The sequence below is a fragment of the Tautonia plasticadhaerens genome, assembly GCF_007752535.1.
In the GTDB taxonomy this organism is placed as follows: Bacteria; Planctomycetota; Planctomycetia; order Isosphaerales; family Isosphaeraceae; genus Tautonia; species Tautonia plasticadhaerens.
This window is the reverse complement of sequence record NZ_CP036426.1, coordinates 1914309-1937792: the sequence shown is the minus strand read 5'-3', so window position 1 is coordinate 1937792 and position 23484 is coordinate 1914309. Positions and strand designations below refer to the sequence as shown.

General features: G+C 71.1%; 17 protein-coding genes. 5 read left to right on the top strand and 12 right to left on the bottom strand.

Features of this window, described 5'->3' with window-relative positions; all coding sequences use genetic code 11:
- Window positions 1-98: 98 nt before the first annotated feature.
- The 4 genes from ElP_RS07510 to ElP_RS07495 all read left to right on the top strand — a co-directional run bounded on the left by ElP_RS07510 (window position 99) and on the right by ElP_RS07495 (window position 8177).
- A complete protein-coding gene (locus tag ElP_RS07510; protein ID WP_145268021.1) occupies window positions 99-4505 on the top strand; it encodes a DEAD/DEAH box helicase in 4407 nt (1468 codons plus the stop codon).
- A 93-nt stretch (window positions 4506-4598) separates the two neighbouring features.
- The gene (locus ElP_RS07505) at window positions 4599-5393 is read left to right on the top strand and encodes a UDP-2,3-diacylglucosamine diphosphatase (RefSeq protein WP_145268020.1); all 795 of its coding nucleotides are present in this window, start codon (window positions 4599-4601) and stop codon (window positions 5391-5393) included.
- Window positions 5394-5551: 158 nt separating this feature from the next.
- Complete coding sequence (locus ElP_RS07500) at window positions 5552-7069, top strand: class II fumarate hydratase (protein WP_231749556.1); 1518 nt, start codon at window positions 5552-5554, stop codon at window positions 7067-7069.
- 52 nt (window positions 7070-7121) lie between these two features.
- Entirely contained in the window at window positions 7122-8177 is a 1056-nt protein-coding gene (locus ElP_RS07495; RefSeq protein ID WP_145268019.1) for a hypothetical protein, read from the top strand.
- Between the two features lie 40 nt (window positions 8178-8217).
- Here ElP_RS07495 and ElP_RS07490 read toward each other — a convergent pair whose 3' ends face one another.
- From ElP_RS07490 to ElP_RS07435, 12 genes are all read right to left on the bottom strand, one after another.
- Entirely contained in the window at window positions 8218-9093 is an 876-nt protein-coding gene (locus tag ElP_RS07490; protein ID WP_145268018.1) for an alpha/beta fold hydrolase, read from the bottom strand.
- A complete protein-coding gene (locus ElP_RS07485) occupies window positions 9086-10267 on the bottom strand; it encodes a mandelate racemase/muconate lactonizing enzyme family protein (protein ID WP_145268017.1) in 1182 nt (393 codons plus the stop codon). The genes ElP_RS07490 and ElP_RS07485 overlap by 8 nt, the downstream gene beginning before the upstream one ends.
- 82 nt (window positions 10268-10349) lie before the next feature.
- Window positions 10350-11789, bottom strand: coding sequence for a HoxN/HupN/NixA family nickel/cobalt transporter (locus ElP_RS07480; protein ID WP_145268016.1), 1440 nt, complete (start codon window positions 11787-11789; stop codon window positions 10350-10352).
- Window positions 11716-12123: a response regulator gene (locus ElP_RS07475; RefSeq protein WP_145268015.1), complete on the bottom strand. Its 408-nt coding sequence runs from the start codon at window positions 12121-12123 to the stop codon at window positions 11716-11718. The genes ElP_RS07480 and ElP_RS07475 overlap by 74 nt, the downstream gene beginning before the upstream one ends.
- Window positions 12124-12368: 245 nt before the next feature.
- Entirely contained in the window at window positions 12369-13568 is a 1200-nt protein-coding gene (locus ElP_RS07470) for a DUF1571 domain-containing protein (protein WP_145268014.1), read from the bottom strand.
- A 63-nt stretch (window positions 13569-13631) separates the two neighbouring features.
- Window positions 13632-15338 (bottom strand): GH3 auxin-responsive promoter family protein, encoded by a 1707-nt coding sequence (locus ElP_RS07465; RefSeq protein ID WP_145268013.1) that lies wholly within the window; start codon window positions 15336-15338, stop codon window positions 13632-13634.
- Window positions 15339-15468: 130 nt separating this feature from the next.
- Complete coding sequence (locus ElP_RS07460) at window positions 15469-16494, bottom strand: alpha/beta hydrolase (RefSeq protein WP_231749554.1); 1026 nt, start codon at window positions 16492-16494, stop codon at window positions 15469-15471.
- Window positions 16495-16593: 99 nt separating this feature from the next.
- Complete coding sequence (gene fabF, locus ElP_RS07455; protein WP_145268011.1) at window positions 16594-17889, bottom strand: beta-ketoacyl-ACP synthase II; 1296 nt, start codon at window positions 17887-17889, stop codon at window positions 16594-16596.
- Window positions 17890-17944: 55 nt separating this feature from the next.
- A complete protein-coding gene (locus ElP_RS07450) occupies window positions 17945-19261 on the bottom strand; it encodes a beta-ketoacyl-[acyl-carrier-protein] synthase family protein (protein WP_145268010.1) in 1317 nt (438 codons plus the stop codon).
- Window positions 19262-19353: 92 nt separating this feature from the next.
- A complete protein-coding gene (locus ElP_RS07445; RefSeq protein ID WP_231749552.1) occupies window positions 19354-19941 on the bottom strand; it encodes a 3-hydroxyacyl-ACP dehydratase FabZ family protein in 588 nt (195 codons plus the stop codon).
- A 163-nt stretch (window positions 19942-20104) separates the two neighbouring features.
- Window positions 20105-20494: an acyl carrier protein gene (locus tag ElP_RS07440; RefSeq protein ID WP_145268009.1), complete on the bottom strand. Its 390-nt coding sequence runs from the start codon at window positions 20492-20494 to the stop codon at window positions 20105-20107.
- A 295-nt stretch (window positions 20495-20789) separates the two neighbouring features.
- Window positions 20790-21335, bottom strand: coding sequence for a 3-hydroxyacyl-ACP dehydratase FabZ family protein (locus ElP_RS07435; RefSeq protein WP_145268008.1), 546 nt, complete (start codon window positions 21333-21335; stop codon window positions 20790-20792).
- 307 nt (window positions 21336-21642) lie between these two features.
- On the opposite strand from ElP_RS07435, the gene ElP_RS07430 reads away from it, so the two are divergent.
- On the top strand, window positions 21643-23478 hold the full coding sequence (locus tag ElP_RS07430; RefSeq protein WP_145268007.1) for a TolB family protein: 1836 nt from the start codon (window positions 21643-21645) through the stop codon (window positions 23476-23478).
- Window positions 23479-23484 lie beyond the last annotated feature (6 nt).

Genomic DNA, 23484 nt, shown 5'->3' with positions numbered 1-23484 from the left:
GGGCCGGGAGTCCTCCCTCGTCGGCCCGGCCGGTCCGACTCCAATCACATCGCGTTCGGGCCCCTCCCCGAGATCGTACACCCCTGGCGCATCCCCCCTTGCCCCGAAGCAGCACCAAGACGACCGACGCGACGGCCGAGGACGGGCTGGGATGGGCCCTGCCCCCCGTCCGGTCCTGGTTCCTCGAAACCTTCGGGGCGCCGACGCCGGCGCAACGAGGCGGCTGGCCGTCGATCGCCGAGGGCCGACACACCCTGATTTGTGCCCCGACCGGGACCGGCAAGACGCTCGCCGCGTTCCTCGCCTGCCTCGATGCCGCCTGGCGGGGCGACGACGGGAGCGGGACCCGGGTCCTGTATGTCTCCCCGCTGAAGGCGCTGAACCGGGACATCGCGGTCAACCTGGAGGCACCGCTCACGGGGATCTTCGAGGCGGTCGAGCGATCCGGCGCCCCCCTCCGGCCCCTCTCGGTCGGCGTCCGCACCGGGGACACCAGCCCGGCCGACCGGCGTGCCCAGGCCCGTCGGCCGCCGGAGATCCTCATCACGACGCCGGAGTCGCTCCACCTGCTGCTGTCGAGCAAGGCGAGGGAAGGGCTCCGGGGTGTCTCTCACGTCATCATCGACGAGATCCACGACCTCTGTTCGAGCAAGCGAGGCGTGAGCCTCTCGCTGCTCCTGGAACGCCTGGAGTTGCTTCGCCCGGCGGGCTTCGTCCGCATCGGCCTGTCGGCGACCGTCCGCCCGCTGGACGAGGTGGCCCGCTACCTCGGGGGCTGGGAGGGGGACGGGCCTCGCCCGGTGTCGATCGTCGACGCGGGGGTGTCGAAGCGGATCGAGCTGGGCGTCTCGGCGGCCAAGGCCGACCGGGGAGGTCCGTCGGCGGGCGGGGCGTCCCTGGAGGCCCGCATCCTGGACCTCGTCCGCTCGAATCGGTCGACAATCATCTTCTCGAACAACCGGGCGGAGGTGGAGCGGCTGACCGTCGGCCTTAACCGCCGGGCGGCGACCCGGGGCGAACCCGCCGTCGAGCCGGTGCGGTCGCACCACGGCAGCCTCAGCCTCGAGCGTCGGAAGGAGACCGAGGAGGCCCTGAAGCGGGGCGAGCTGTCGGCGGTGGTGGCGACCGCGTCGCTGGAACTCGGGATCGACGTCGGCGCGATCGATCATGTCTGCCAGGTCGGTTCCCCGGGGAGCGTCGCCCGGGGGCTCCAGCGGGTGGGGAGGGCCGGGCACTCGGCCGGGCTCGCGAGCCGGGCCACGTTCTTCGCCCGGGACGAGGGGGAGTTGCTCGACCTGGCCGCGCTGGCCGGGGCGATCCGGGACGGGGACGTCGAGCCGGTCCGGATCCCGAGGAATTGCCTCGACGTGCTCGCCCAGCAGGTCGTGGCGGTCGTCGCCGAGGGCCCCATCGACGCGGCCCGGTTGTTCTCGGTGGTGAGGCGGGCCGACTGCTTCCGGGCGTTGCCGGTCGAGCACTTCGAGGCGGTCCTCGCCATGCTCTCGGGCCGATCGGCCCTGGTCGACGTCCGCGACCTGCGGCCGAGGATCCGCTGGGACGTCCGCTCGAACCTCCTGGAGCCGCTGCCGGGGACGCAGCGGTTCGCGCTGATGGGGGGGGGGACGATCCCCGACTCCGGCCGATTGCCCGTCCTGCTGGAAGGCGGCCCCCGGCTGGGGGAATTCGACGAAGACTTCGTCATGGAGCGTCGGGTGGGGGACGCGGTGCTCCTGGGCACGTCGACGTGGGTGATCCGGTCGATCGACTCCCGGCGAGTCGTCGTCGCCCCGGCCGAGGGGGCGTCGGCCGTGCTCCCCTTCTGGAGGGGGGAAGGGCTGGGGAGGTCGGCCACGCTCGGCGTCCGCGTGGGGAGGCTTCGGCGGGAGATCGCGGGTCGCCTCGACGACCCGACGCTGCCGTGCTGGTTGCTCGATCGCGGCTCGGTCGACCCGGCCGACGTGCCCGCGCTGATCGAGTCGATCGCCCGCCAGGTGCGGGCCGCCGGGGTGGTGCCGGACGACCGGACGACGCTGGTCGAGTCGTTCCTCGACCAGGCCGGGATCCGGAACGTCGCGTGGCTGACCCCGATGGGCAGCCGGTTCCACCTCGGATTGCGGCTGATGCTCCAGGGGGGGATGCGGGCCCGGCTGGGGATGGCCGTCGCAGGCCAGCACGGGGACGACGGGGTCCTGCTCCAGCTCCCAGGAATCGACGAGCCCCCGCTCGACCTCCTCCGGCAGCTCGACCCGGTCGACTGCGATCGGCTCCTGCTCGTCGAACTCCGGGAGAGCGCCCTCTTCAACCTCCGGTTCCGGCAGGTCGCCGCCCGGGCCCTCGCCTCGGTCGGGGCGGCCTCGGGAGCCCGGACCCCGCTCTGGCTCCAGAGGATCCGGGCGGAGGAGCTGCTCGGGGACTTGAAGGGGGAGCCCGACCATCCCCTGATCCTGGAGACCGTCCGCGAATGCCTGCGGGACGACCTCGACCTCGACGGGCTCCGCGCCTACGTGGGCGCCGTCCGGGACGGATCGATCACGGTCCACCGCGACGCCTCGGCCGATTCCCCGTCCCCGATGGCGGCCTCGCTGGCGCGATTGTTCTCGGATCGGCATGCCGGGCGCGTCTCGGGTCGCCCCCGGCGGGGGGGGAGCCGGAAGGGAGCAGTCGACGCGTCCTCGGGCGGGATGAGGCCGGATCGCCCGGCGGTCGACCTCTCTCCCGTCCAGATCGACCCCGACGCGGTTCATCGCGTGGACGCCCGGCTCCGGGGGGGCGGCCGCCCCCCCCGATCCCCCGAGGAGATGGCCGAGCTGCTCCGGTTTTGCGGCGACCTGACGCCCGAGGAGGTCTCGGGCGCAATGGGGGCGTTCCTGGTCGAACTCGAGCGGCGAGGCGTGGCCGGGCGCCTCCGGCTCCCCGGGGTCCCCGAGCCCGATCGGTGGATCTCGACCGAGGCCCGCCCGATCTACGAAGCCGCGTTCGAGTCCGGCGGCGTGCAGGGGTCGAGGGACGAGGCGGCCGACCGCGTCATCCTGCAGTTCCTCCGATCCCGGGCGCTGGTCCGGCTCGACGAGCTGGGCGCTCGCTACGGGATCGATCGGGCCCGGGCGAGGACGATCCTGGAGCGGTACGCCTCGGCGGGCGAGGTGGTCTCGGTGCCCGGAACGTCGGGCCGCGATGAGGGGCGATGGGGGGATCGACGCAACGTCGAGGACGTGCGGCGACTCTCGGTCGCCCTGCGCAGGAAGGAGGCGGTGGCGGTCGATCCGGATGCGTTCGCCGACCTGCTGGTGAGGCATCAGCACGTGCATCCCGGGGCCCTCCTGGGCGGCCGGGATGGGTTGGAGGCGGTGCTCCGCCAGCTCCGGGGGCTGGCGGTCCCGCCCGAGCTGTGGGAGGCGGAGGTGCTGCCGAGGAGGCTCAGTGACTTCTCCCCGACCCGGCTCGACGAGCTCCTTCGGACCGAACAATGGCGATGGCGTCGGGTCAAGGAGGAGGCCGAGCCGCCCCGGGTGGCGATCGTCCCCCAGGACTTCGATCGGTTCTGGGCCACCTCGGGTGGACAACCGGGCCCCTCCGACGAGGCGACGAGGCTCCTCGACGAGATCCGGGCCTCGGGACTGATTGAGACGGAGGAGCTGGCCGACCGATCGGGACTGGACCCGGTGGCGGTGGGCCGGGCCCTGGCGGAGCTGGCCGATCGGGGGATGATCGGGGGGGACCACTTCGACCCGATCCGCGCGTCGGCCCCCGACCCGAGGAAGGCCCGGTCGGCCTCGGCGTCGTCCCGGAAGGCCCCGGCGAGGGCGACGGGCCGGAGGGGGCGGGCCGATCGGCCCTGGTGGGGGACCTCGGGCGTGCGGTGGTCCGCATTCGCCCCCCCGGAAATCGAGGGGGAGGCGATGGCTTGGGCCCGGGCGATGCTCGACCGCTTCGGGGTGCTCTGCCGGGAGACGGCGGGGCTGGACCCCTGGGCGCCGCCCTGGTCGGTCCTGCGGACGGCCCTGGACGCGGCGGAACTCCGGGGAGAGGTGCGTCGCGGCTATTTCGTCTCCGGGCTTTCCGGGGTGCAATTCGCCCTGGAGTCGTTCGCCGAGCGGCTCGCCCGGCACCGGCCGGGGGAGGGTGAGCCGGGGGTCGTGCTCCTCTCGACGCTCGACCCGGCGAACCTGTTCGGGACCGGGGGCCCGTTCGACCTCCCGGGCCCCTCGGGGGGGACGCCGAGGATGTCGCGGTCGGCGTCGAACCACGTGGTCCTGTCCAGGGGCCGTCCCGTGCTCTTCGCCGAAGGGTTCGCCAAACGGATCAGGGTCATGCCCTGGGCCGACGACCGGGAGCGCTCGGCCGCGGTGGCGACCCTGCCGGGCCTGGCGGGGCCGTCGCGTCGGGTCCTGGAGGTCCGGGAGATCGACGGGGGGCCCGCCCTGCGGCATCCCCTGTCGGGCCGATTCCTCGAGGCGGGGTTCGTCCGGGATCTGCACGGCCTGGCCTATTACGCCGGGTGGTAAGGGGGCCGACCCGCGTGGTAACCTTGGACGTCGGTCGGGTTGGCCGGCCACCCCCGACATCGGAGCGAAACCCCCGCCGACCGAGGGCCCGAGATGTCCGACGTCCGACCCGAAGCGGCCGAGGATCGGGAGCGGTCGTTCGATTGCCTGGTGATCAGCGACCTGCACTTGGGCAGCGACGTCTGCCAGGCGAAGCTGATCGAGGAGTTCCTGGAGTGGGCCGTCCGGCACACCCGGGAACTCGTCATCAACGGCGACATCTTCGACGACCTGAACTTCAAGCGCCTGAGCAAGCGGCACTTCGCCTGCCTCAAGAGCATCCGGCGGCATTCGGACCGGGACGACCTGCGGCTGACCTGGATCCGGGGGAACCACGACGGCGCCGCCGACGTGATCAGCCACATCGTGGGCGTCGAGTTCCTCGACGAGTACACCTTCGACAACGGCCAGATCCGCCTGCTGATCCTCCACGGCGACCAGTTCGACCACTTCATCACCCGGTACAAGTGGATGACCTCGATCGCCTGCGGGCTGTTCTACTACATCCAGAAGTGGATGCCGCACAGCGCCGCCCGCTGGATCCGGCGCATCTCGAAGCGATTCCAGCGGAACAGCCAGGTCGTCCGGGACGGCGCGGTGGAGTACGCCCAGGCCAGCGGGTGCGACCACGTCACCTGCGGCCACACCCACGCCCCGTTCGAGGCGTTCGTCGACGGCATTCGCTACCTCAACAGCGGTACCTGGACCGAGCACCCACCCTGCCCCTTCGTGGCGGTCTCGGGGGACCGGGTCGACCTGCGATACTGGCCGATGGACGAGCCCCGGCCGGACCCGGCCCGCGTCGAGGGATTGGCCTCGGCCTCGACGGCGGGGCCAGTCGAGGGCTGAGTCGCCGGGGAGGGCCGGGCCGATTCCGGGATTGCGTCGGCCCGATCGGTGATCCTACGATACGAGGGAGATGGTGCCTCCGCCCGTCGCGGCCGACGTCCCCCCGGTCGGGGAGTCCTCGACGGGGTCGAGGGCCGAGGACCGAGGCGGAGGCCGACGTGGCGACCGAGCAGCAGACGAGGACCGAGAAGGATTCGATGGGGACGATGGAGGTCCCCCTGGACGCCTACTACGGGGCCCAGACCCGCAGGGCCGAGCTGAACTTCGCGATCAGCGGCCTGAGGATGCCCCGGGCCATGATCCGGTCGCTCGGCCTGATCAAGAAGGCCGCCGCCACGGTCAACCGGGACCTCGGGCTGCTCGACCCGAAGCTCGCCGACGCCATCGTCTCGGCCGCCGACGCGGTGGCGGAGGGGGAGCACGACGACCAGTTCGTCGTCGACGTCTTCCAGACCGGCTCCGGCACCTCGTCGAACATGAACACCAACGAGGTGATCGCCGGGATCGCCAACGAGGCCCTCGCCGGCACGCGGGGCGGCAAGAGCCCGGTCCACCCGAACGACCACGTCAACTACGGGCAATCCTCGAACGACGTCTTCCCGACCGCGATCCACCTGGCGGCGCTGGAAGGGATCGAACACCACCTGATCCCGTCCCTCCGGGATCTCGGCGACCGGCTGCAGGCCAAGGCGGCCGAGCTGGACGGGGTGGTGAAGATCGGCCGCACTCACCTGCAGGACGCGGTGCCGATCCGGCTCGGCCAGGAGGTCTCCGGGTTCGCCGCGCAGGTCGAGCACTCGATCCGACGGCTGCAGGGCGTCCGAGGGGCGCTCGGCGAGCTGGCCATCGGCGGCACGGCGGTCGGCACCGGCCTGAACACGCACGAGGAGTTCCCGGGGAGGATGGCCGAGGCGCTCTCGAAGCAACTCGGCCTCCCCTTCCGTCCGGCCACGAACCACTTCGAGGCAATGGCCAACAAGGACGCGGCGGTCGAGGCGTCGGCCGCGCTCAAGGCGGTGGCGATCAGCCTCTCGAACGTCGCCAATCAGATCCGATGGCTCGCCTCGGGCCCGAGGTGCGGCATCGGCGAGATCCGGATCCCGGAGCTGCAGCCGGGCAGCTCGATCATGCCGGGCAAGGTCAACCCGGTGATCCCCGAGGCGGTGATGATGGTCGCCGCCCAGGTCGTCGGCAACGACGCGACGGTCGGCTGGGCGAACGCGCTCGGCTCGAACTTCGACCTGAACGTGATGATGCCGGTGCTGGCGTACAATCTGCTCCAGTCCATCTCGCTGCTGACGGGCGCGGCCCGGGTGCTGGCGACCCGTTGCGTGCAGGTCGATCCCGAGGTCGTCGTCTTCGGCGACGTCCGGGGGATGGAGCCGAACGTCGAGCGTTGCAACGCCCTGATCGAGCAGAGCCTGGCGATGTGCACGGCCCTGGCCCCCCGGATCGGCTACGACGCGGCGGCGGCCGTCGCCAAGGTCGCCTCGAAGACCGGCCGGAACGTCCGGGACGTGGTCAACGACCTGGTGGGCAAGGCCCCGGGAGCGTACGAGTCGAGCCTCGGCGTGGCAGCCTCGCCCGCCGCCCAGCAGCTCGGGCCGCTCGGGCAGCAGGAGGTCGACCAGCTCCTCGACCCGATGAGGCAGACCCACCGGGGCACCGGATCCTGACCCGGTCCCTTCCCCGTCCACCCCTCCCCGTCCTACCCTTCGGAGCGACGCGATGATGCTCGACGCCGATCGGACCAAACCTGAACGCCCCGGGCCCGAGGGCCCGGACGCCTCAACGGCGCCGATCGTGATCGTGCAGCGGGTCTCGTCGGGGTGGGGGCGAGAGCTACTGTTGCTCGTGCTCCTGCTGGGGACGGTCGGTTACATCACGTACCGGGAATATCGACTCCCCCGGTTCCTCGATCGTGGGGAGGTCCGGGCGGATTCGAGGGTCGTCGATGCGGCGAAGGTCGCACCCATCGCCGAGGGCGAGGTCGTCCTCCGGGCCGGAAGCCCCGCCGGGGATCGGGACGTGCGGCCCGCCGAGTACCCGGCCGGCTCCCGCCCGAGGGGTGCCGCCACGCCGGCCGACCCGGTCGAGGCGGATGCGACGGGGCCGATCGCGGCCGACCCCGACTCGGAGCCGGAGTCAGGACGACGAGCGGCCGGGGCTCCTGAGATGCCCCCGGCCCCGATCGGCTCGGGGAAGGATTCCCCGGAAGGAGGCTTCGCCTCCCCGTCGGAGTCGGAGGATCACCTCCCCGACGTCGGGCCGGCGAGCAGGGAAATCGTCTGGGACTTGGACCTTCGGGGAGGCCGGGCCGGGGACGATCGACCGGGAGGCGAGGCGGCGGCCGGACCGATCCTCGATCACCCCTCCCCACTCGCCGCCGATCGGGCTCCCGTCCCCCCCACGGAATTCCGCCCGCCGACCCGGATGCAGCGGCAGCACTTCCTCCGCTGCCTGGCCGTCGCGATCCAGCGCGAAGGGCTCCGGGCCGGTCCCCAGATCGACGGGATCTGCCAGGACTTCGGCATCGGCCTCCCCATCGAGTTGGATGCGGTGGCGGAGCGTCTCGGCCCCAATTTCCTCCCGGCCGGTTGGGACATCGACCGCACCGTCGTCGCCCTGAGGCGGATCGGCGTCCCCGAGCCGTACCTGCTCGACCGGCTCACCGAGCAAATGAACCGGACCATCGGCGCCCGCCACGGCCCGAGGGATCGCATGGAGGCCCGCGTCTTCGCCGCCCGGAGGCTCCTGTCCATCCCGCTCGAACCCGGGGGATGACCCGGGAGGGGGATCCGACCGGGTGCCGGTCCCGGTCGGTTCAGGGGGGGGGCGACGTCGCCGCATCGGGGACCGGCCATCGGGCCTCGATCCACCCGATCAGGTCCCGGGCATAGCGGCCCGGGTCGGCCTCGAATTCCAGCGTGTGGTGGGCTTCGGGATATTCCACTTCCTGCGTGTCGGCGCTCGCGATCCGGGAGAAGTAGGCCCGGGTTCGGTCGTTGTCGACGATCCGATCCCGGCCGGCGAGCATGAGCAGGCAGGGTTGATTGACCCGGCCCGGGGCACGCCTCGCGGCCCGGTCCAGGAACATGCTCGCGGCCAGCAGGCCGGCGGAGGCGCGTCGGAGGCCGAGTTCGTCCTCGGCGATGAACCGCTGGGCCTCGGGGTCGGCCGTGAAGAGGGCGGGGTCGGCCAGCGGGATGCGGAAGATCGGCTTGGAGCGGAACAGGAAGAAGCCGGCCGCGATCCGGAGCTTCTCGGTGATCGGGACGCCCACCCTCGGCTGGAGGCCGGGGCAGATCAGGGCCACGCCGTCGATCGACTCCGGCCCCTTCGCGGCCGAGACGACGGCGACCTTCCCGCCCCAGCTGATGCCCCCCAGGATGACCGGCGTCGCCGGGCGGGACGCCTTGAGGTCCCGGGTCAGCTCCAGGACGTCCTTCACGAGGCGGCGGGACGAGGGGCAATGCCCTCGCTGCGACTCGTTCGATCCCGATCCCCGACGGTCCGGGAAGTGGGCCTCGATGCCCCCCCCGGCGAGCGTCCGGCCGAGGTGGTGGTACCAGCCGGCGTGGCTCTGGACCCCGTGGAGGATCACGGCGACGGCGCGGGGAGGCCCGGGTGTCGGCCAGGAGAGGACGTGCAGCGGGTAGCCGTCGGACGCCTCGAAGCGTCGGGCGAAGTTCTCAGGCATGGGAGATGTCCCGTCGGGAGACGGTCATGCGTTCGAGGCGGGCCGGGTCGACCTCGACGCCCAGGCCCGGCCCGGCGATCGTCCCCGCCCGGCCGCCGAAGCCGAAGGTGACGTCGGGCGTCGTCGGATTCTCGGCCAGCACGTGCCGCTCATACGACCCTTCCAGGTATCGGAGTCCGATGAGGTTGCTCGCCAGGTGGCGTCCGGCCGCCGAGAGCAGGCCCGACTCCCCGGGATGGCAGCCCAGCTGCACCCCGAGCCCGGACCGGAAGGCCAGGTCGATCAGCCGGATCGTCGGGCCCAGGCCGCCGCACTTGGAGATCCGGACGTTGAACAGGTCGGCCAGCCCGAGTGAGACGGCCCGTCGGCCATCGGGCGCGCCGCAGAGGGACTCGTCGAGCATGACCGGGACCCCGAGCCTCGGCCTCAGCTCGGCGAGCGACTCGACTTCTGCGTGGGGCACCGGCTGTTCGATCGCAGAGGGTCGGCAACCCCGGAGCGGGGCGACGCGATCGAGCAATTCGGCGGCCGACCACGACTCGTTGGCGTCCAGGCGGAGGTCCATCCGGCTGCCGAGGATCCGCCGGAATCGCCGCAACCGGGCCGGGTCGTCCTGGCCCGAAACGCCGACCTTGACCTTCACCCGATCGAACCCGTAAATCCGCATCTTCCAGGCGGAGATCCGCTCCTTCCTCGGATCCTCCGCGGTGATCGCCCCGCTGTAGCGGACCGGGCCAGGCTCGGGGCGGAGGTACGATCGACCCTCCAGGAGGCACCGCACCGCGTCGGAGACGGACCGGCCGAACTTCCGCCCGAAGGCGTCGAGCAGGGCCAGCTCCAGGGCGCATCGCGCCGCGTTGCCGAACATGCCCCGGGGATCGGCCTCGATCGAGGGGAGCGTGAGGGCGTCGATCCGGGCGACCGCCTGCTCGTAATCGGTCGGGTCGCCGAGGGCCGGGGCCGGGTCGGTGCCGCAGACCGCCTCGATCGCCGACTCGATCGTCTCCCCGGTGACGTAGGACCGGGGGACCCCCTCCCCGTAGCCCTCGATCCCGCCGTCGAGCGTCGCCCGGACGATCAGGCTGTCGCTGGTCGTCCGCTCGTGGGAGGCGTGGCGGATCGGCTTCTTCAGCGGCAGGGCGACGTGGTAACACGCGATGCGGACCAGGCCCATCGACTCCCCTCATCGATCCGGACGACGATCGGAACGGGATAGTCTACCCCCGGAATCGGCGTCGGGCCTCGCCGCCGGTCGATCATCCCAGGAAGAGGAACGCCCCAATCCCCGCCAGCAGCAGGCCGCCGAGCGTGCCCAGGGACCGCTCCAGCGTCGGCGAGTCGGCCAGGCGACGGGCGGCCGTCCGGAAGAGACCGGCCAGCAGGGCGACGCCGAGCAACGTGGCCGAGGCTCCCAGGCTGAAGGCCAGGAGCAATGCCACCCCCAGGCCCGGCTGGCCCGCGACCCAGGCCAACGCGAGCAGCAACACCGCGTCCCAGCAGGGGATCGCCCCCAGGGCGAGCCCCGCGAGGATCGCGTCCCGGGACGACCCGATCCGTCGTCCGGACCCCGGCTCGCCGGGAGTCGCCCCCCCCAGCGACGCCCCGACCCGCCAGGCCCCGACGAGCCCCAGCACGAGCCCGACCCCCCGGGTCGCGGCCGAGTCGATCCGATCGAACCCCGACGGGGCGAGCACCACGGCCCCCACCGCCAGGGCCACCGCGACGGAGAAATGGCTCACGGCCGCCGTCCCGGCCAGGATCAGGCCACGGCCGAGGGGTCGGCGACCTTGGATCGACACCCCGACCACCGCCGTCTTACCGTGCCCCGGCTGGATTGCATGGGCCGCGCCGAGGACCAGTGCGGCCAGCAGGAGGAGCGGCGTGGAACGCCCCGAGGACTCGAAGAACAGGGCGGTGAGTCGATCGGCCTCCGCACCAGGCTCGTCCGAGGCGGGAGGCACCGGCTCCGTGATCGGGGTGGGATGACCGGACCTCGCCGGGTCCTCGGCCGGGAGTTCGCCGCCACCCGAGGGGCCATAGACGACCTCGACCCCCCGGGTCGCCTCCTCCTGATCGTCGCTCATCGCCCAGATGGGGACCTCGGCCACCTCGGCGAGTTCCGTCGGGCCCTCGTACCCGGCCACCACCGTGCCAGGGGAGACTCCCAGGGCGAGGCGGCTCGTCCCGTACGAGGAGACGTAGTTCGTGTCGCGCAGCCGGAGTCGGCCCGAGGCGGGGACGGTCGCCTCGAAGTGGAACGTCAGCAGGGCGTGCTGCTCGAAGTCCACCTCGGACCGGGCGAGACGCCAGGGGAGTCCCGAGCCGTCCACGCTCGCCAGCAACCCCCGGGCGTTGAGCGGGGCGACGACCCTGGCATAGGCCCCGAGCCGATCGGATCGATCCCCCGGGGGGAGATCCGGGGCCAGCCGCTTGAGGTCCTGGAAGAGGGTCCATTCCGAGAGGTCCACCTCGTAGGAGACCCTCAGGATCGGCGGCTCCAGGCGAATCTGGATCGAGCGGTCGACCCGTTCGTCGGGGATGTCGTGGCCGAGGGCGAGGCCGCCGGGGACCGAGGCCAGGATCGCGAGGAGCAGGGGATTGGGCCGCCGGCACGACGGCCGATCAGCCGACGGCGCCGGGTGGGTCGGCTCGATAGAATTTCTCCATCGCCCGGCTGACGACGTAGATGACGACATGGCGGCTCACCGGCTTGGCCAGGACGCAGAACGCATGGGCCGAGAGGGCCTTCCGCAGCAGGTTGTCGTCCTGGTCGGCCGAGATGAGGATCATGGGGAGGACCCCCTTGATCTGCCGGATCAGCTGCATCGTCTCCAGGCCGCTGATCCGGGGCAGGTGCATGTCCATCAGCGCGAGGTGGACGTCCTCGGCCTGCGCGATGTCGAGCGCTTCCTCGCCGGTCTCGGCCAGGAGGGTCCGGTAACCGGCGGGCTCGAAGATCTCTCGGAGCGACTCCCGGGTCTCGGAGTCGTCATCCGTGATCAGGATCGAGAAGGGATGATCGCCTGGCACGGGACGGATCTCACACATGGGCGCAGGATCGGTGCGCGGGCGTCTTGGGTATAGCAAATCTTAAGCCGAGCGTACCTGCAAGTCGAGTCTCGATCTGCGAAGCGGCGTAAGTTTCGAAGGTCGGACCGATTGTGTCGCCCGGGAGACCGAGCCGGGTTGGGCCGATCGACGGGCCCGATCCGCGGGGCGTGCCACATTGGCAGGCGATCGTGGCACGGTGGCACGCCCGACGCGGGACACGGCGTTCAACCGGCCTCGTCCGTCCCCGATTCTTGCGGGTCGGGGCGGGCCGGACCCCGGGCGAAGCGGACCGCGGGATCGAAGGCGCCGGGCTCATCCAGCTCCACCGGGTCGGGCCGGAGGTCCCGGAAGCGGTAGGACTCGAGGAGCTGACCGTCGGCGTCGGTCGCCTCCAGCAGCACGGGTAGGCCCGTCGACTCCTCGACGACGAGCCGCCAGTGGTCGCCCTCCGGCGTCTCCCGGAGGATCTCGATGCAGGGGACTTCGAAGCCGTCGGGGACGTGGGGGTCGAGCCGGGAGAACGTGCCGATTGCGGAGTCCCCACTCCGGGCGGCGGCGACCTGGTCCTTGGTCTGTTCGAGGATGTGCCGCAGGCCGGCCTCGGTGATCGGGTGCCTGGCGTTGCTCAGGGCGATCGGCGAGGTCGGCTCGAGCTGCATGGGGGGGATGGGGATCAGCGTCTTCCCCATCTTCACGTGCATCAGGCCGTCGCACTCGACCTCGGAATAGAGCACCTCCCGTCCCTTGCTCGGCCCCTCCGGCCATTCCAGCCGGACGGCGAACGGGTCGGTCCGGACGTTCAGCGTGACCGTCTCCGCGTCCTGGAGCGTCCCCCGGACTCGCTCCTGCCGCTCGAGCGAGACCCGGTAATTCCTCATCGATTCGAGTCGGGCGATCCCCCGATCGAGGACCCCCTCGATTGCGTCCAGCCCGTCCTGCGGAGGGGCCAGGGGGCCTGTCGTGGACGTCTCGGTCCCGGAGACGACCGGGGCCGGACTTGCCGGGGCCGGGAGCGGCGCCGCGGCCGGACTTGCCGGGACCGGGGTCGGCTGGTCCGGGGGTGGGAGGGGGACGCTCGCCTCGGGATGCGCCGAGGGCTCAATCATGGCCATCGACCGGCTTGGGCCCGGGCCCGCGTCGGTCAGGTCGGTGCGGTCCCGGATCGCCGACCACGAAGCACGGGGTTTGCCGTCGTCCAGGCCGACCCGGGCGGCATAGGGGTCGGAGGAGACGACGGCGGGCGTCTCCGGGATCGAGGGGACCGGGGCGGTCGCACCCCGGCGGTCCACCCCGATCCGGTCCCTCCAACCCTGCTGGAGCTGGGCACAGCCCGGGAGGACGGCCGCGAGGGCGGCGAGGGCCGCGGCCCGGGTGAGTGCCCGGGGGCGGTTGCGACGGCGGGCGGCATCCTGACCCGATGTCATCCGAATGGCCTCCGAGCCGGTTAGGCTGACCTCCGTGTCCGATCAGGCCGTGGCGTTCGCCGATCAGACCACGCCCGACCGCGTCGCCTCGTCGGCGAACGAGAACCCCTTGATGACCTCCAGATCCGACAGGAGGCAGGGCTGCTTGTACTGTTCCAGCGTCCCTCCGGTCGACGCCAGGCGGCGCTCTCGGAAGGCGTTCCAGGAACCGGGCACGACGCGACGGACCCGAGCCGGGCCCAGGCGGAGCGTTTCCCGCTTGTTCTCGTATTCCACGTTCTGCCGGCACAGCTCCCGGTCGATCAACCCGGCCAGGGCTTCGGGGCTGCACGACCCGGCGAGGTCGTCCTCCTCCAGCAGTAGGGAATAGGAGGGCGGGTCGCCCCAGCTCGGCAGCAGGAGGAAGGACTTGAAGGTCAGCCCCGAACTCTTCTGCAATTCCTTCATCGCGGCGACGACCTGGAACTCGGAGAGCTTCTCGCCGGTCAGGCTGGAGATGTGCGAGCCCTTGTTCAGGAAGACCAGCTTCGGCGCCTTCCCCTCGAAGCCGACGCACTGGACGAGGTCCCGGATCTGATACCGATAGAGGCCGCTGGCGTTGGTCAGCAGGATGAAGTAACGCCGACCCTCCACGAGGTCGGCGGCCTCGACGGTGTCGGGCTGCTCGGCGTCCTCGGCGTCCTCGGGGATGAATTCGAAGTAGGCGTGGGGGTAGTCCAGCAGGCCGGCGGGAGAATGGTCGTCGATCGGGATGGTCATCCTCCCCTCGGAGGCGATCAGCCCGGGATCCCGGATGGGGACCTCGCCGAAGACGTCGGGGTACTGGCGGAGGTACGCCCCCATCGTCCCACCGGTCCAGTTGGCGAGGAATTGCAGGTCGGGCCAGATGTCCCTCGGCAGGAGCCGGCCGGACCGCTCGGCGACCGCATCGAGCCGTCGGGCGGCCCGACGCCGGGGGATCCCCCCCCGGAAGCGGAGCGAACGGCGGACGTCCTCGGGGATGTCCCACTTCGGGTCGATCCGGCCGTCGAAGAGGTCACGGATCAGCGTCTGCTTCTCCCGGTCGCCGAGCCGGGCGATCCCCAGCAGCGTGCTCGGGTTGGCCGCGATGAGCGCGCCGACGTCCCGATAGGCGGAGAGGCGGAGGGCGACGTAGTACTTCGCCTCCACGTCCTTGATCCGGGACGCCGACGGCGGCATGCAGTAGTTCAGTCGGATCAGCGGGTGCTGCATGGCGGCCGTCAGCCCGGTGATCGCGCCGCAGGGGATGCCGGAGGGCGTGGCCGACTCCCGCCAGTCGCTGGCCAGCTGGAGGATCGGCCGCATCCCGTGCCGGATCATCTCCTCGTGCGCATCAAACGCGAGGATGCCCCAGATCCGCCAGCCGTCGCGGTAGGCCCGGAGCGACTCCCGGGTCACCGGGATCGTCTTGGGCCGGGCAGTGGTGCCCGAGGTCATGGCGAACATGAGGATCTCGGTCCCCGGGCCGAAGAGGGCCTGGGGCTCGCCGTTCCGGACCCGGGCGAGGTAGGGCTCGTGGCCGTCGTAGTCCCGGATCGGGACGCGACGGCGAAACTCCTCCGTCGATCGGATGGAGGAGAAGCCGTGCTCCCGGCCGAAGGCGCTCTCGGCGTGGCGTCGGACCAGTTCCAGGAGCCGTTCCCGCTGGATCCGGTCGGCGTGAGACGCCTGTCGGAGGTAATCCTGGGCCAGGCGGCGGGCCCGGTTGGCGATGGGCGCGCCGACCCATCGTCGGACGGTTCGGATCATCTCGAGATCGGCTCGGTGGGAGGGACGGGTCGCCCCGGGCGAGGGGCGTCATCCTCGATGGAGAGGCACTAGACGATGATCGCCCCGATCTGTCAAGCCGAGCCCCGCCCGCGCGACCCCCCGATCCCGGTCAGAGATGGCCGGCGAATGCCTCGACCCGATGACCTTCGGTCGACAACGACGCGACCGGGGATCGCGAGCCCCGGGGGGCCGCCTGGCGGAAGAAGGAGGTGACCCGGACCCGGTATTCCTCCGGGCAAAGTTCCCGGCAGCGGTTGTGCTTGGCGCCGGGGACGAGCCAGAAGTCCTTGGGCTCCCGGGCGTTGTCGTACAGTCCCCGGGCGATGTCCTGGTTGATGTAGGCGTCGCGCTGGCCGTGGATCATGAACAGGGGCCTCGGGGCGAGCCGAGAGGCGGCCCGCTCGATGTCGGGGAAGACCCGACGCAGCCGCCATTGCGACCGGAGCCGACCGCCCCAGCCGACGAAGGCGAACATCGCGACCGGCATGTACCGCCAGATGAACCAGCGGCCGACGTAGATCTCCGCCCAGCGCATGATGTAGGCGAGCATCGTTCCTCGGGTCGGGAAGGCGCCGTCGGTGGCCACCGCCCAGAGATCCGGCTCGTCGGCGGCGACCGCCAGCGCCGTGCCGCCCCCCCGGCTGACGCCGAAGACGCCGAAGCCGGCCGGGTCGCGGTCCGGCCGGGTCCGGAGGTAGGCCAGGGCGGCCTGGAGATCCCGGGTCTCCCGGCCGCAGACCCACTGGAACGGCTCGTAGCCATCCTCGGAGTCGCTGTTCCCGTGGTTGCGGAAGTCGAAGCTGAAGAGGTCGAACCCCTCGTCTCGCAGGTAGTCGGCGTAGGGGAGCGCGCTCCAGCGGTTGCCCAAGAACTCGTGGCAGAATACCACCACGCCGAGCCGCCCCTCCGTCCGGGCCGGGAAGTAGGTGCCCACCAGCTCCAGGCCGTCCCGGGTGGGGAAGGAGACGTCCTCGCCGTCGGGGATCGGGTCGACCCGGAGCGGGAAGAAGACCGGCTTCTCCTCGAAGATCCGGCCGATCACCGGCGTGTAGCGGATCAGGACGTAGCAGGCGAACGCCAGGACGCCCAGGGGGGGGAGGGCGAGCAGCAGGACGAGGACCTGGGTGCTGGACACGGGGTGCTCACTCCAGACGGACGGACGACGACGGCGGCGAGGCGATCGCGACGGGGGGACGGCCAAGGCCGCCCTCGAGGCCGGGGACGACGGCGACGATCAGCCCTGGTATCGGCCGAGGATCAACGCGATATTCTGGCCGCCGAAGCCGAAGCTGTTGGACAGCGCGAGATCGACCTTCAATTCGCGGGCCTCGCCGGGGATGTAATCGAGGTCGCAGTCGGGGCTGGGGTGTTCCAGGTTCACCGTCGGCGGGACGACGCCATCCCGGATGGCGAGCAGGCAGACGATGGCCTCGACGCTGCCCGTGGCGGCGATGAGGTGGCCCATCATGCTCTTGGTGCTGGAAATCGGCACGGTGTAGGCCGAATCGCCGAGCGACCGCTTGATCGCCATCGTCTCGATCCGGTCGTTGACCTCGGTGCTCGTGCCGTGGGCGTTGATGTAGTCGATCCGAGACGGATCGATGCCCGAGTCCCGGAACGCCTCGTTCATGCAGGTGATGGCGCCCCGGCCCTCGTCGTGGCTGTCGGTGAGGCGGAAGGCGTCGGCGGTGGAGCCGTATCCCAGGATCTCCCCGTAGATGCGGGCCCCCCGACGACGGGCATGGTCCAGCTCCTCGAGCATCACCATGCCCGCCCCCTCGCCGATGATGAACCCGTCCCGATCCCGATCGAAGGGGCGGCTGGCCCGCTCGGGGTCGTCGTTGCGGGTCGACAGCGCGGTCAGCAGGTTGAAGCCGGTGACGCCGAAGGGGTGGATCATGCTGTGGGTGCCGCCGGAGAGCATCACGTCGGCGTCGCCGTAGCGGATCAACTCGACGGCCTCGCCGATCGCCTGGGCGCTGGCGGCGCAGGCGGTGAGGCAGCTGGCATTGGGGCCCCGGGCGTCGAGGTACGACGCGAGGTGGGCCGAGGCCGTGCCGGGTTCCTGCTCGGCCTCGTGGATCGGGTGCAGCCGTTCCAGTCCGTGCCGGACGAACTCGGCATAATTCACGCGGTTGGTGTCTTTGCTGGCTCGATGCACGCAGTCGACGAAGCGGGGGAAATCCTGCTGACCCTCCCCCGCACCGAGGTACACGCCGAACAGGCCCGGCTCCGGTCGCTTCAGGTCGTCGTAGCCGGCGTCCCGGAAGGCCATGCCGGCAGCGGCGAGGGCGAACTGGGTATTCCGGGAGAACTCGGCGTAGTGGTCGGCGTCGTCCCGGGGGATGTAGGAGGGGAGTTCGAACTCCTTGACCTCGGCGGCGATCTGGGTGGGGAAACTCTGGGCGTCGAAGAGGGAGATGCGGGCGACCCCGCTCCGGCCGGCGAGCAGCGCGCCCCAGCTGGATTCCAGATCCCGCCCCACGGGGGTGACCATCCCCATCCCGGTGACCACGACGCGACGACGCATGGGAAGATCCTCGGGCGACTTGGCCGATGGCGCCCGGCCGGGCGGACTCGACGGCTCAGCGGGACGCGTCAACGGGGCCGCCCCGGACGGCCAGGGCGGCGACCTGCCCGTACCGGTTGAAGTTCAGATTCACGAAGACGGGATTGTCCGACTCCCGGGGGCCGCCCCGGACCACGTCGACCTCGATCTGGGGGTCGAGTTCGTCGCAATTCAGGGTGCTCGGCAGGAGGCCCGCCTGCGTGGCGAGGAGGCTGGCGATCAGCTCGATCGAGCCGCAGCCGCTGGCGGTATTGCCGGTATACCCCTTGAGGCCGAGGACGGGCACGTTCGGGCCGAAGACCCGGGAATAGGCCCTGGCCTCGGCCAGATCCGCCTCCACGGTCGACCAGCCCTGGGCGTTGACGTGGCCGACCCGGGCGGGGTCGATCCGCGAGTCCCGGAGGGCCCCGAGGACGGCGAGTTCGGTGCCCCGACCGTCGGGGTCGATGCCGCCCCGGGGCCGGGCGTCGCAGGCCGAGCCGAAGCCGACCAGCTCGCCATAGATCTTCGAGCCCCGCTGAAGGGCGTGGTCGAGTTCCTCGAGGACGATGATGCCGGCCCCCTCCCCGGGCACGACGCCGCAGCGTCGGGCGTCGAAGGGGCGGCAGGCGGCGGAGGGATCCCCCTCCCACCGGGAGTTCACGCCGTTGAGCTTCATGCGGACGAAGCTCAGGGGGTGGATCTTGGAGTCGGCCCCCCCGGTGATCATCAGGTCGGCCTGGCCGCGCTGGATGATCCGGAACGCCTCGCCGATGGCGGCGTTCGAGGCGGCCTCGCCCTGGGTGATGGTGTTGCTCGGCCCCCGGCAATCGTTGAGGATCGAGATGTGGCAGGCGAGCATGTTGGGCAGGTACTTGAGCATCCAGAGGGGTTCGATCTCCGGGATGCCCTCCTTGCCGTAGACCTCGTAGTCGAACGACCCGTCGTCCCGGGTGGCGAGGTTGATCGCCGGGGCCAGTTCGTCCAGGTCGGTCGAGATCATGCCCGCGCCCAGGTCGATGCCGATCCGGCTCGGGTCGAACCCGCCGGAGACCAACCCGGAGTCGACCACGGCCAGCTCGGCGGCGGCCACGGCCAGTTGGATATCCCGGGCCATGTACTTCAGGTTCTTCTGCAAGGCCTTGCGATGCTTGTCGATCGCCAGGGCCTTGGGGGAGAAGTCCTTGACCTCGCCGGCCGCGTCGCAGGGCAGGCCTTCGATCGGGAAGGCCTCGAGGCGGCCGACGCCGCCACGTCCCTCGCGCAGCGCCGACCAGGTGGCCTCCAGGCCGATTCCGAGCGGGGAGATGACCCCCAGCCCGGTGATCACGACGCGGCGTCTCGGAACGACCATGAGCAAGACTCGATTGGGAGCGGGCTTCGATCGAAGCGGGGGACGGGAGGAATCATGCCCCGCTCGGATCCCGGCCGGGGCCCGGAAGTCGGCTACTCGCCCGGGACCGTGAGTCCCTTGCCCGTGTCCGTCGGGGAGGGAGCGACGGCGTCGGGGCCCTCGGGGTGCCCGGGGCGGGCCGGGTCGCCCGGCGCCGGCAGGTGGCGGGCGCGCTCCTGGGCCTTGGCCAGGTCGAGCACGCCGAGCAACTGCTGGGTGAACACGAAGTTCTTCGGCCCGAAAATCTGGTTCGACCGCGACTGATCGAGGTGGGCGAAGACGATCTCCACGTCGGCCAGGAGCTGGCCGTCGAGGAACGCCTTGGCCTCGACCACGGCCCCCTCGCTGCGGAGGTCGGTGAGCGTCACCTCGTAGATCATCTGGTCGCCGGCGCAGGCGACGCCGAAGAACTCGGCCCGGGGGATCTTGGCCAGCACGACCTTCTCGGTGAAACCGTTGGCCTCGCCGACGAGGATCCCGCCGGTCTGCGCCATCCCCTCGATGATCAGCGAGGCGGGCATGACCGGGTAGCCCGGCAGATGGTCGTGCAGGTGCTCTTCGGCCAGGGTCAGGTTCTTGATCGCCTTGGCGAACTCACCGCTCCGGAATTCCAGGAACTTGTCGATCCAGATCCATCTCATGGGCGGGACCGCGGGGCTAGGGCGAGTGACGCCCCGGATCGATGAGGCATTCGATCCGGGGTGCCGCGACGCGCGGGACGGCTCGAACCGGACCCGGACCCGACTCCGGGGCGGGGGGAGGAGCGGTCGGGATCCACCTTGCCGACGAGACGTCGAGGGGGGGTCACTTCGCCCCGTCGAGCTTGTTCGAGACGTACTGCACCAGGGTCTCGACCGTGTAGAGGTTCATCAGCTTGTCGACCTGGGGGTCGGCCTCGAACTCCGAGAGGTCGGCGAAGGGCATCCGCTGCTTGATCTCGCCGAGGCCCTTGGTCGTGAGCTTGCCGTTCTCGGTGAAGTCGGGATCCGAGATATTTTCGGGGAACAGCTCGCCGCGGGGGATCTTGATCCCGAAGTTCCGCTCCAGGCGGAAGACGATGTCGAGCAGGTCGATCGATTCGGCGCCGAGGTCGGCGAAGAGGGTCGCGTCTCGGGTGACGTCCTCCTCATCCACCCCCAGGGCATCAACGAGGGTCGACTGGACCTTCTGGTAAATTTCGTCGTGGGTCGGCATGATTCCCTCGATCGGCCAGGGGGGTAGGGGGAGTTCTCGACTCGGGGGAGGGGGAGCCGGAAGTCCGGCCACGTCCCGGCCACGCGTCGCAGATTGAGAGGATTAGGTCCGAGTCGATCGGGCCGAAATCGGCCTCGATGAGTCGACGGGGTCAATCGGTGGGCCTCGGGCGAGGACACCATCATGCCCTGTCTTCCCGTTCTTTGCAACATCATCGGCCGCACCCCGCGCCGACTGGAGCGATGATCGCGGTTCGCGGGCGTGATGGCCCCGGGGGGCGGGGCAGGCCGGCCCGTCAGGGGGCCTGGGCCGACCCCATCGCCACGGCGTCGCCGACCGCCCCGTTGCGGAGCATCGCCTTGGCGCCGACCGATCCCTTGCGGAGGGTCGAGTACAGGTCGCGCATCTGCTCGACGATCTGGGCGTCGGTGCGGTGCAGGGCCGGGTCACGCTCCCGGAGATTGTAACGGGTCAGGGTGAATCGGCCGCCGACCATCGTCTGGTCGTCGATCACCCCCTTGCCCCTGAATTCCGTCTCACGATCGGTGTGCTTGAGCAATTCGACCTGCAGCACCAGCCGGCGGCCCGGCTCGACGAAGCTGCCGTACTTGATGGTGCGGGCCTGCTTCAGGAGGATGACGCTGTGGGCGAAATCCTCCATGTCCCGGATCAGCCAGGCCCCGGCCTGGGTGAGGGCCTCGAGCATCAGTACGCCGGGCATGACCGGGAAACCGGGGAAATGGTCGGCGAGGTACTCCTCCGCGAGCGAGAGATTCTTGACCGCCTCGAGTCGCCGGCCGGGCTCGAGGTCGACAATCCGATCGATGAGGACGAATCTCATGGGTGCGTCTCGTCGCAGGGTGAGACCCGGTCTCGGGGGGGGGGCGGTAGACTTGGGGATCGCCGCTGGGGGCCAACCCGGGGTGGAGGGACCACTCTAATCGAGTCGAGGGGGCCCAACAAGACTATCCCCGTGTTCGCGACCGGGTTACTTTGAATCTACCTCAGTCTAACCCCGGGCCCTGCACGGTCAAACTCCAATCCCCGTCGCCTCGGCTCCCTTGAGTTGCCCGATCGTTGCCATCCGCGAATTCCCCACAATCGGCCCGGATTCCCTGAAGCTTGCCCACCTTCGAGTCTCCCGACCCATGATCGCCTACTACGCCGTCGTCTTCGCGGTGGTCGCCCTGGGGGAGCCGGTGTCGGGGGATCCCCCCCTGGCCTGGTCCCCGTCGGGGGATCCCCCCCTGGCCTGGTCCCCGTCGGGGGACTGGATCGCGTTTACCGTGGCCACGCCCTCCGTGGAGCGGTCCCTTTCCGGATTCCCGCTCATCCCGGAAGCGGGCCCGGGTCCCCGGGAGCCCAACGGGCCCGCGTCCCCGATCGGCCCGGCGATGACGTATCGGATCTGGGCGGTCCGGGTCGAGGACGGCCAGGCGATCGAGGTGGCCGAGGGACCCGGCCCGATGACCTCGCCGGGGTGGGGGCCCGATGGACGCGGGCTGGCCTACGGCCAGCTCACCGGGAGCGGGGCCCCGGGCACTTCGGCCTGGGAAGTGGTGGTCGCGTACGGCGAGGAACGCGACGTCATCCTCAGTCGGCCGATGGCCCGAGCAGCCGATCGAGGGGTGGCGCTGATCACCGAGCCGGTCGCCTGGGAGCCGGGCGAAGGACTGCTGGCGGTCCCCGACCCCGATCGGCTGGCCATCGAGCTGATCGACCTCGAACGCAGGGAGGTCGTCCGGAGGATCGAAGGGGGGCGGCTGCCTTCCTTCTCGCCGACGGGCGGCGATCTCGCATTCTTCCGTGAGGACGGCGACCGCTGGGAGCTGGTGGAGGCCCGGACCGCCGGCGGGCCGGCCCTGGACCGGCCGATCGACCGGGTCGAGTCCGCCGTCCAGCCCCCGGCCTGGACCGCCGACGGCCGGGGCGTGCTCTACCCCAAGGAGCAGTTGACCGGGGAGGGGCCGCAGGCCTCGCTCTACCTGCACCGGATCGCCGAGGCCGATCCGAAGCACATCAAGGAGCTTGAGAGCCCGGCGATGCCCGGCGAGGAGATCCTCGGATCCTACCTGACCGTCGCCCCGGACGGGGTCGACCAGTATTTCGCCGTCCAGTTCTCGATGCGGAATTGCGTGTTGGCGTTCCACCGGGGGAGCCACCCGATCGATCGGATCCACCCGCTCGCCGGCCTCGGCAACCTCGGGGCGCCGAGCCTCTCCCCACGGGGGGATCGCCTGGCGGTCCGATTCGGCGGGCCGGGTGCGACCTCGGTCGTGGGGCTGATCGATACGAAGACCCAGGCGTTCTCCCCGATGACCCCTGACGACGAGTCGACCGCCGCCTGGATCGCGGCGCTGGGTGGTGCGCTCGCCTTGCCGGACTCGGCCCGGGACCTTCCGACCCGCCTCCCCTTCCCCGAGGAGCTGGAGGAGGCCGGGCGATTCTCCCCGACCAGTACCCGGCTGGCGAAGCTCGGCTCACGGCTGACGGGGCAGCTCGAGGGGGCGGGTGCGGACCGGGCACTCACCGCCCCCCCGGCCGTGGTGTTCTCCTACCTCTCGGGCGATTTCGACGCCGCGGAGCGGGCCCTGGGCACGATCCCGACGGATTCGGGCCCCCCCGACCTCTCCCTCCGGTTGCTCGGGCTCCGCGCCCAGCTCTGCCTGGCCCGGGGGGAGGACGCCCGGGCCGCTGAGATCATCGACTTCATCCGGGACCAGCATCGGGCCGGGATTGCCCAGGTCGAATCGGACGGCGCCGGCGGCTTCTCCGTCTCCCGAGACCTCGAGGGGTCGGCCTCCTGGCCCGAGGAGCTCTGGCGTCGCTCGCAAGGGGAGGAGGCACCGGACCCCGAGGACCGGCCGGATTTCCCGCCCGACTTCCCCAGGGCTCGCCCCGTCCCGAGGGTCCGGCCGAACGCCCCCGAATCCATCTCGCCGGCCTTGCCGGGTGCGTCGGGCCCACGGGACGGCAGGGAGTGACCTCGG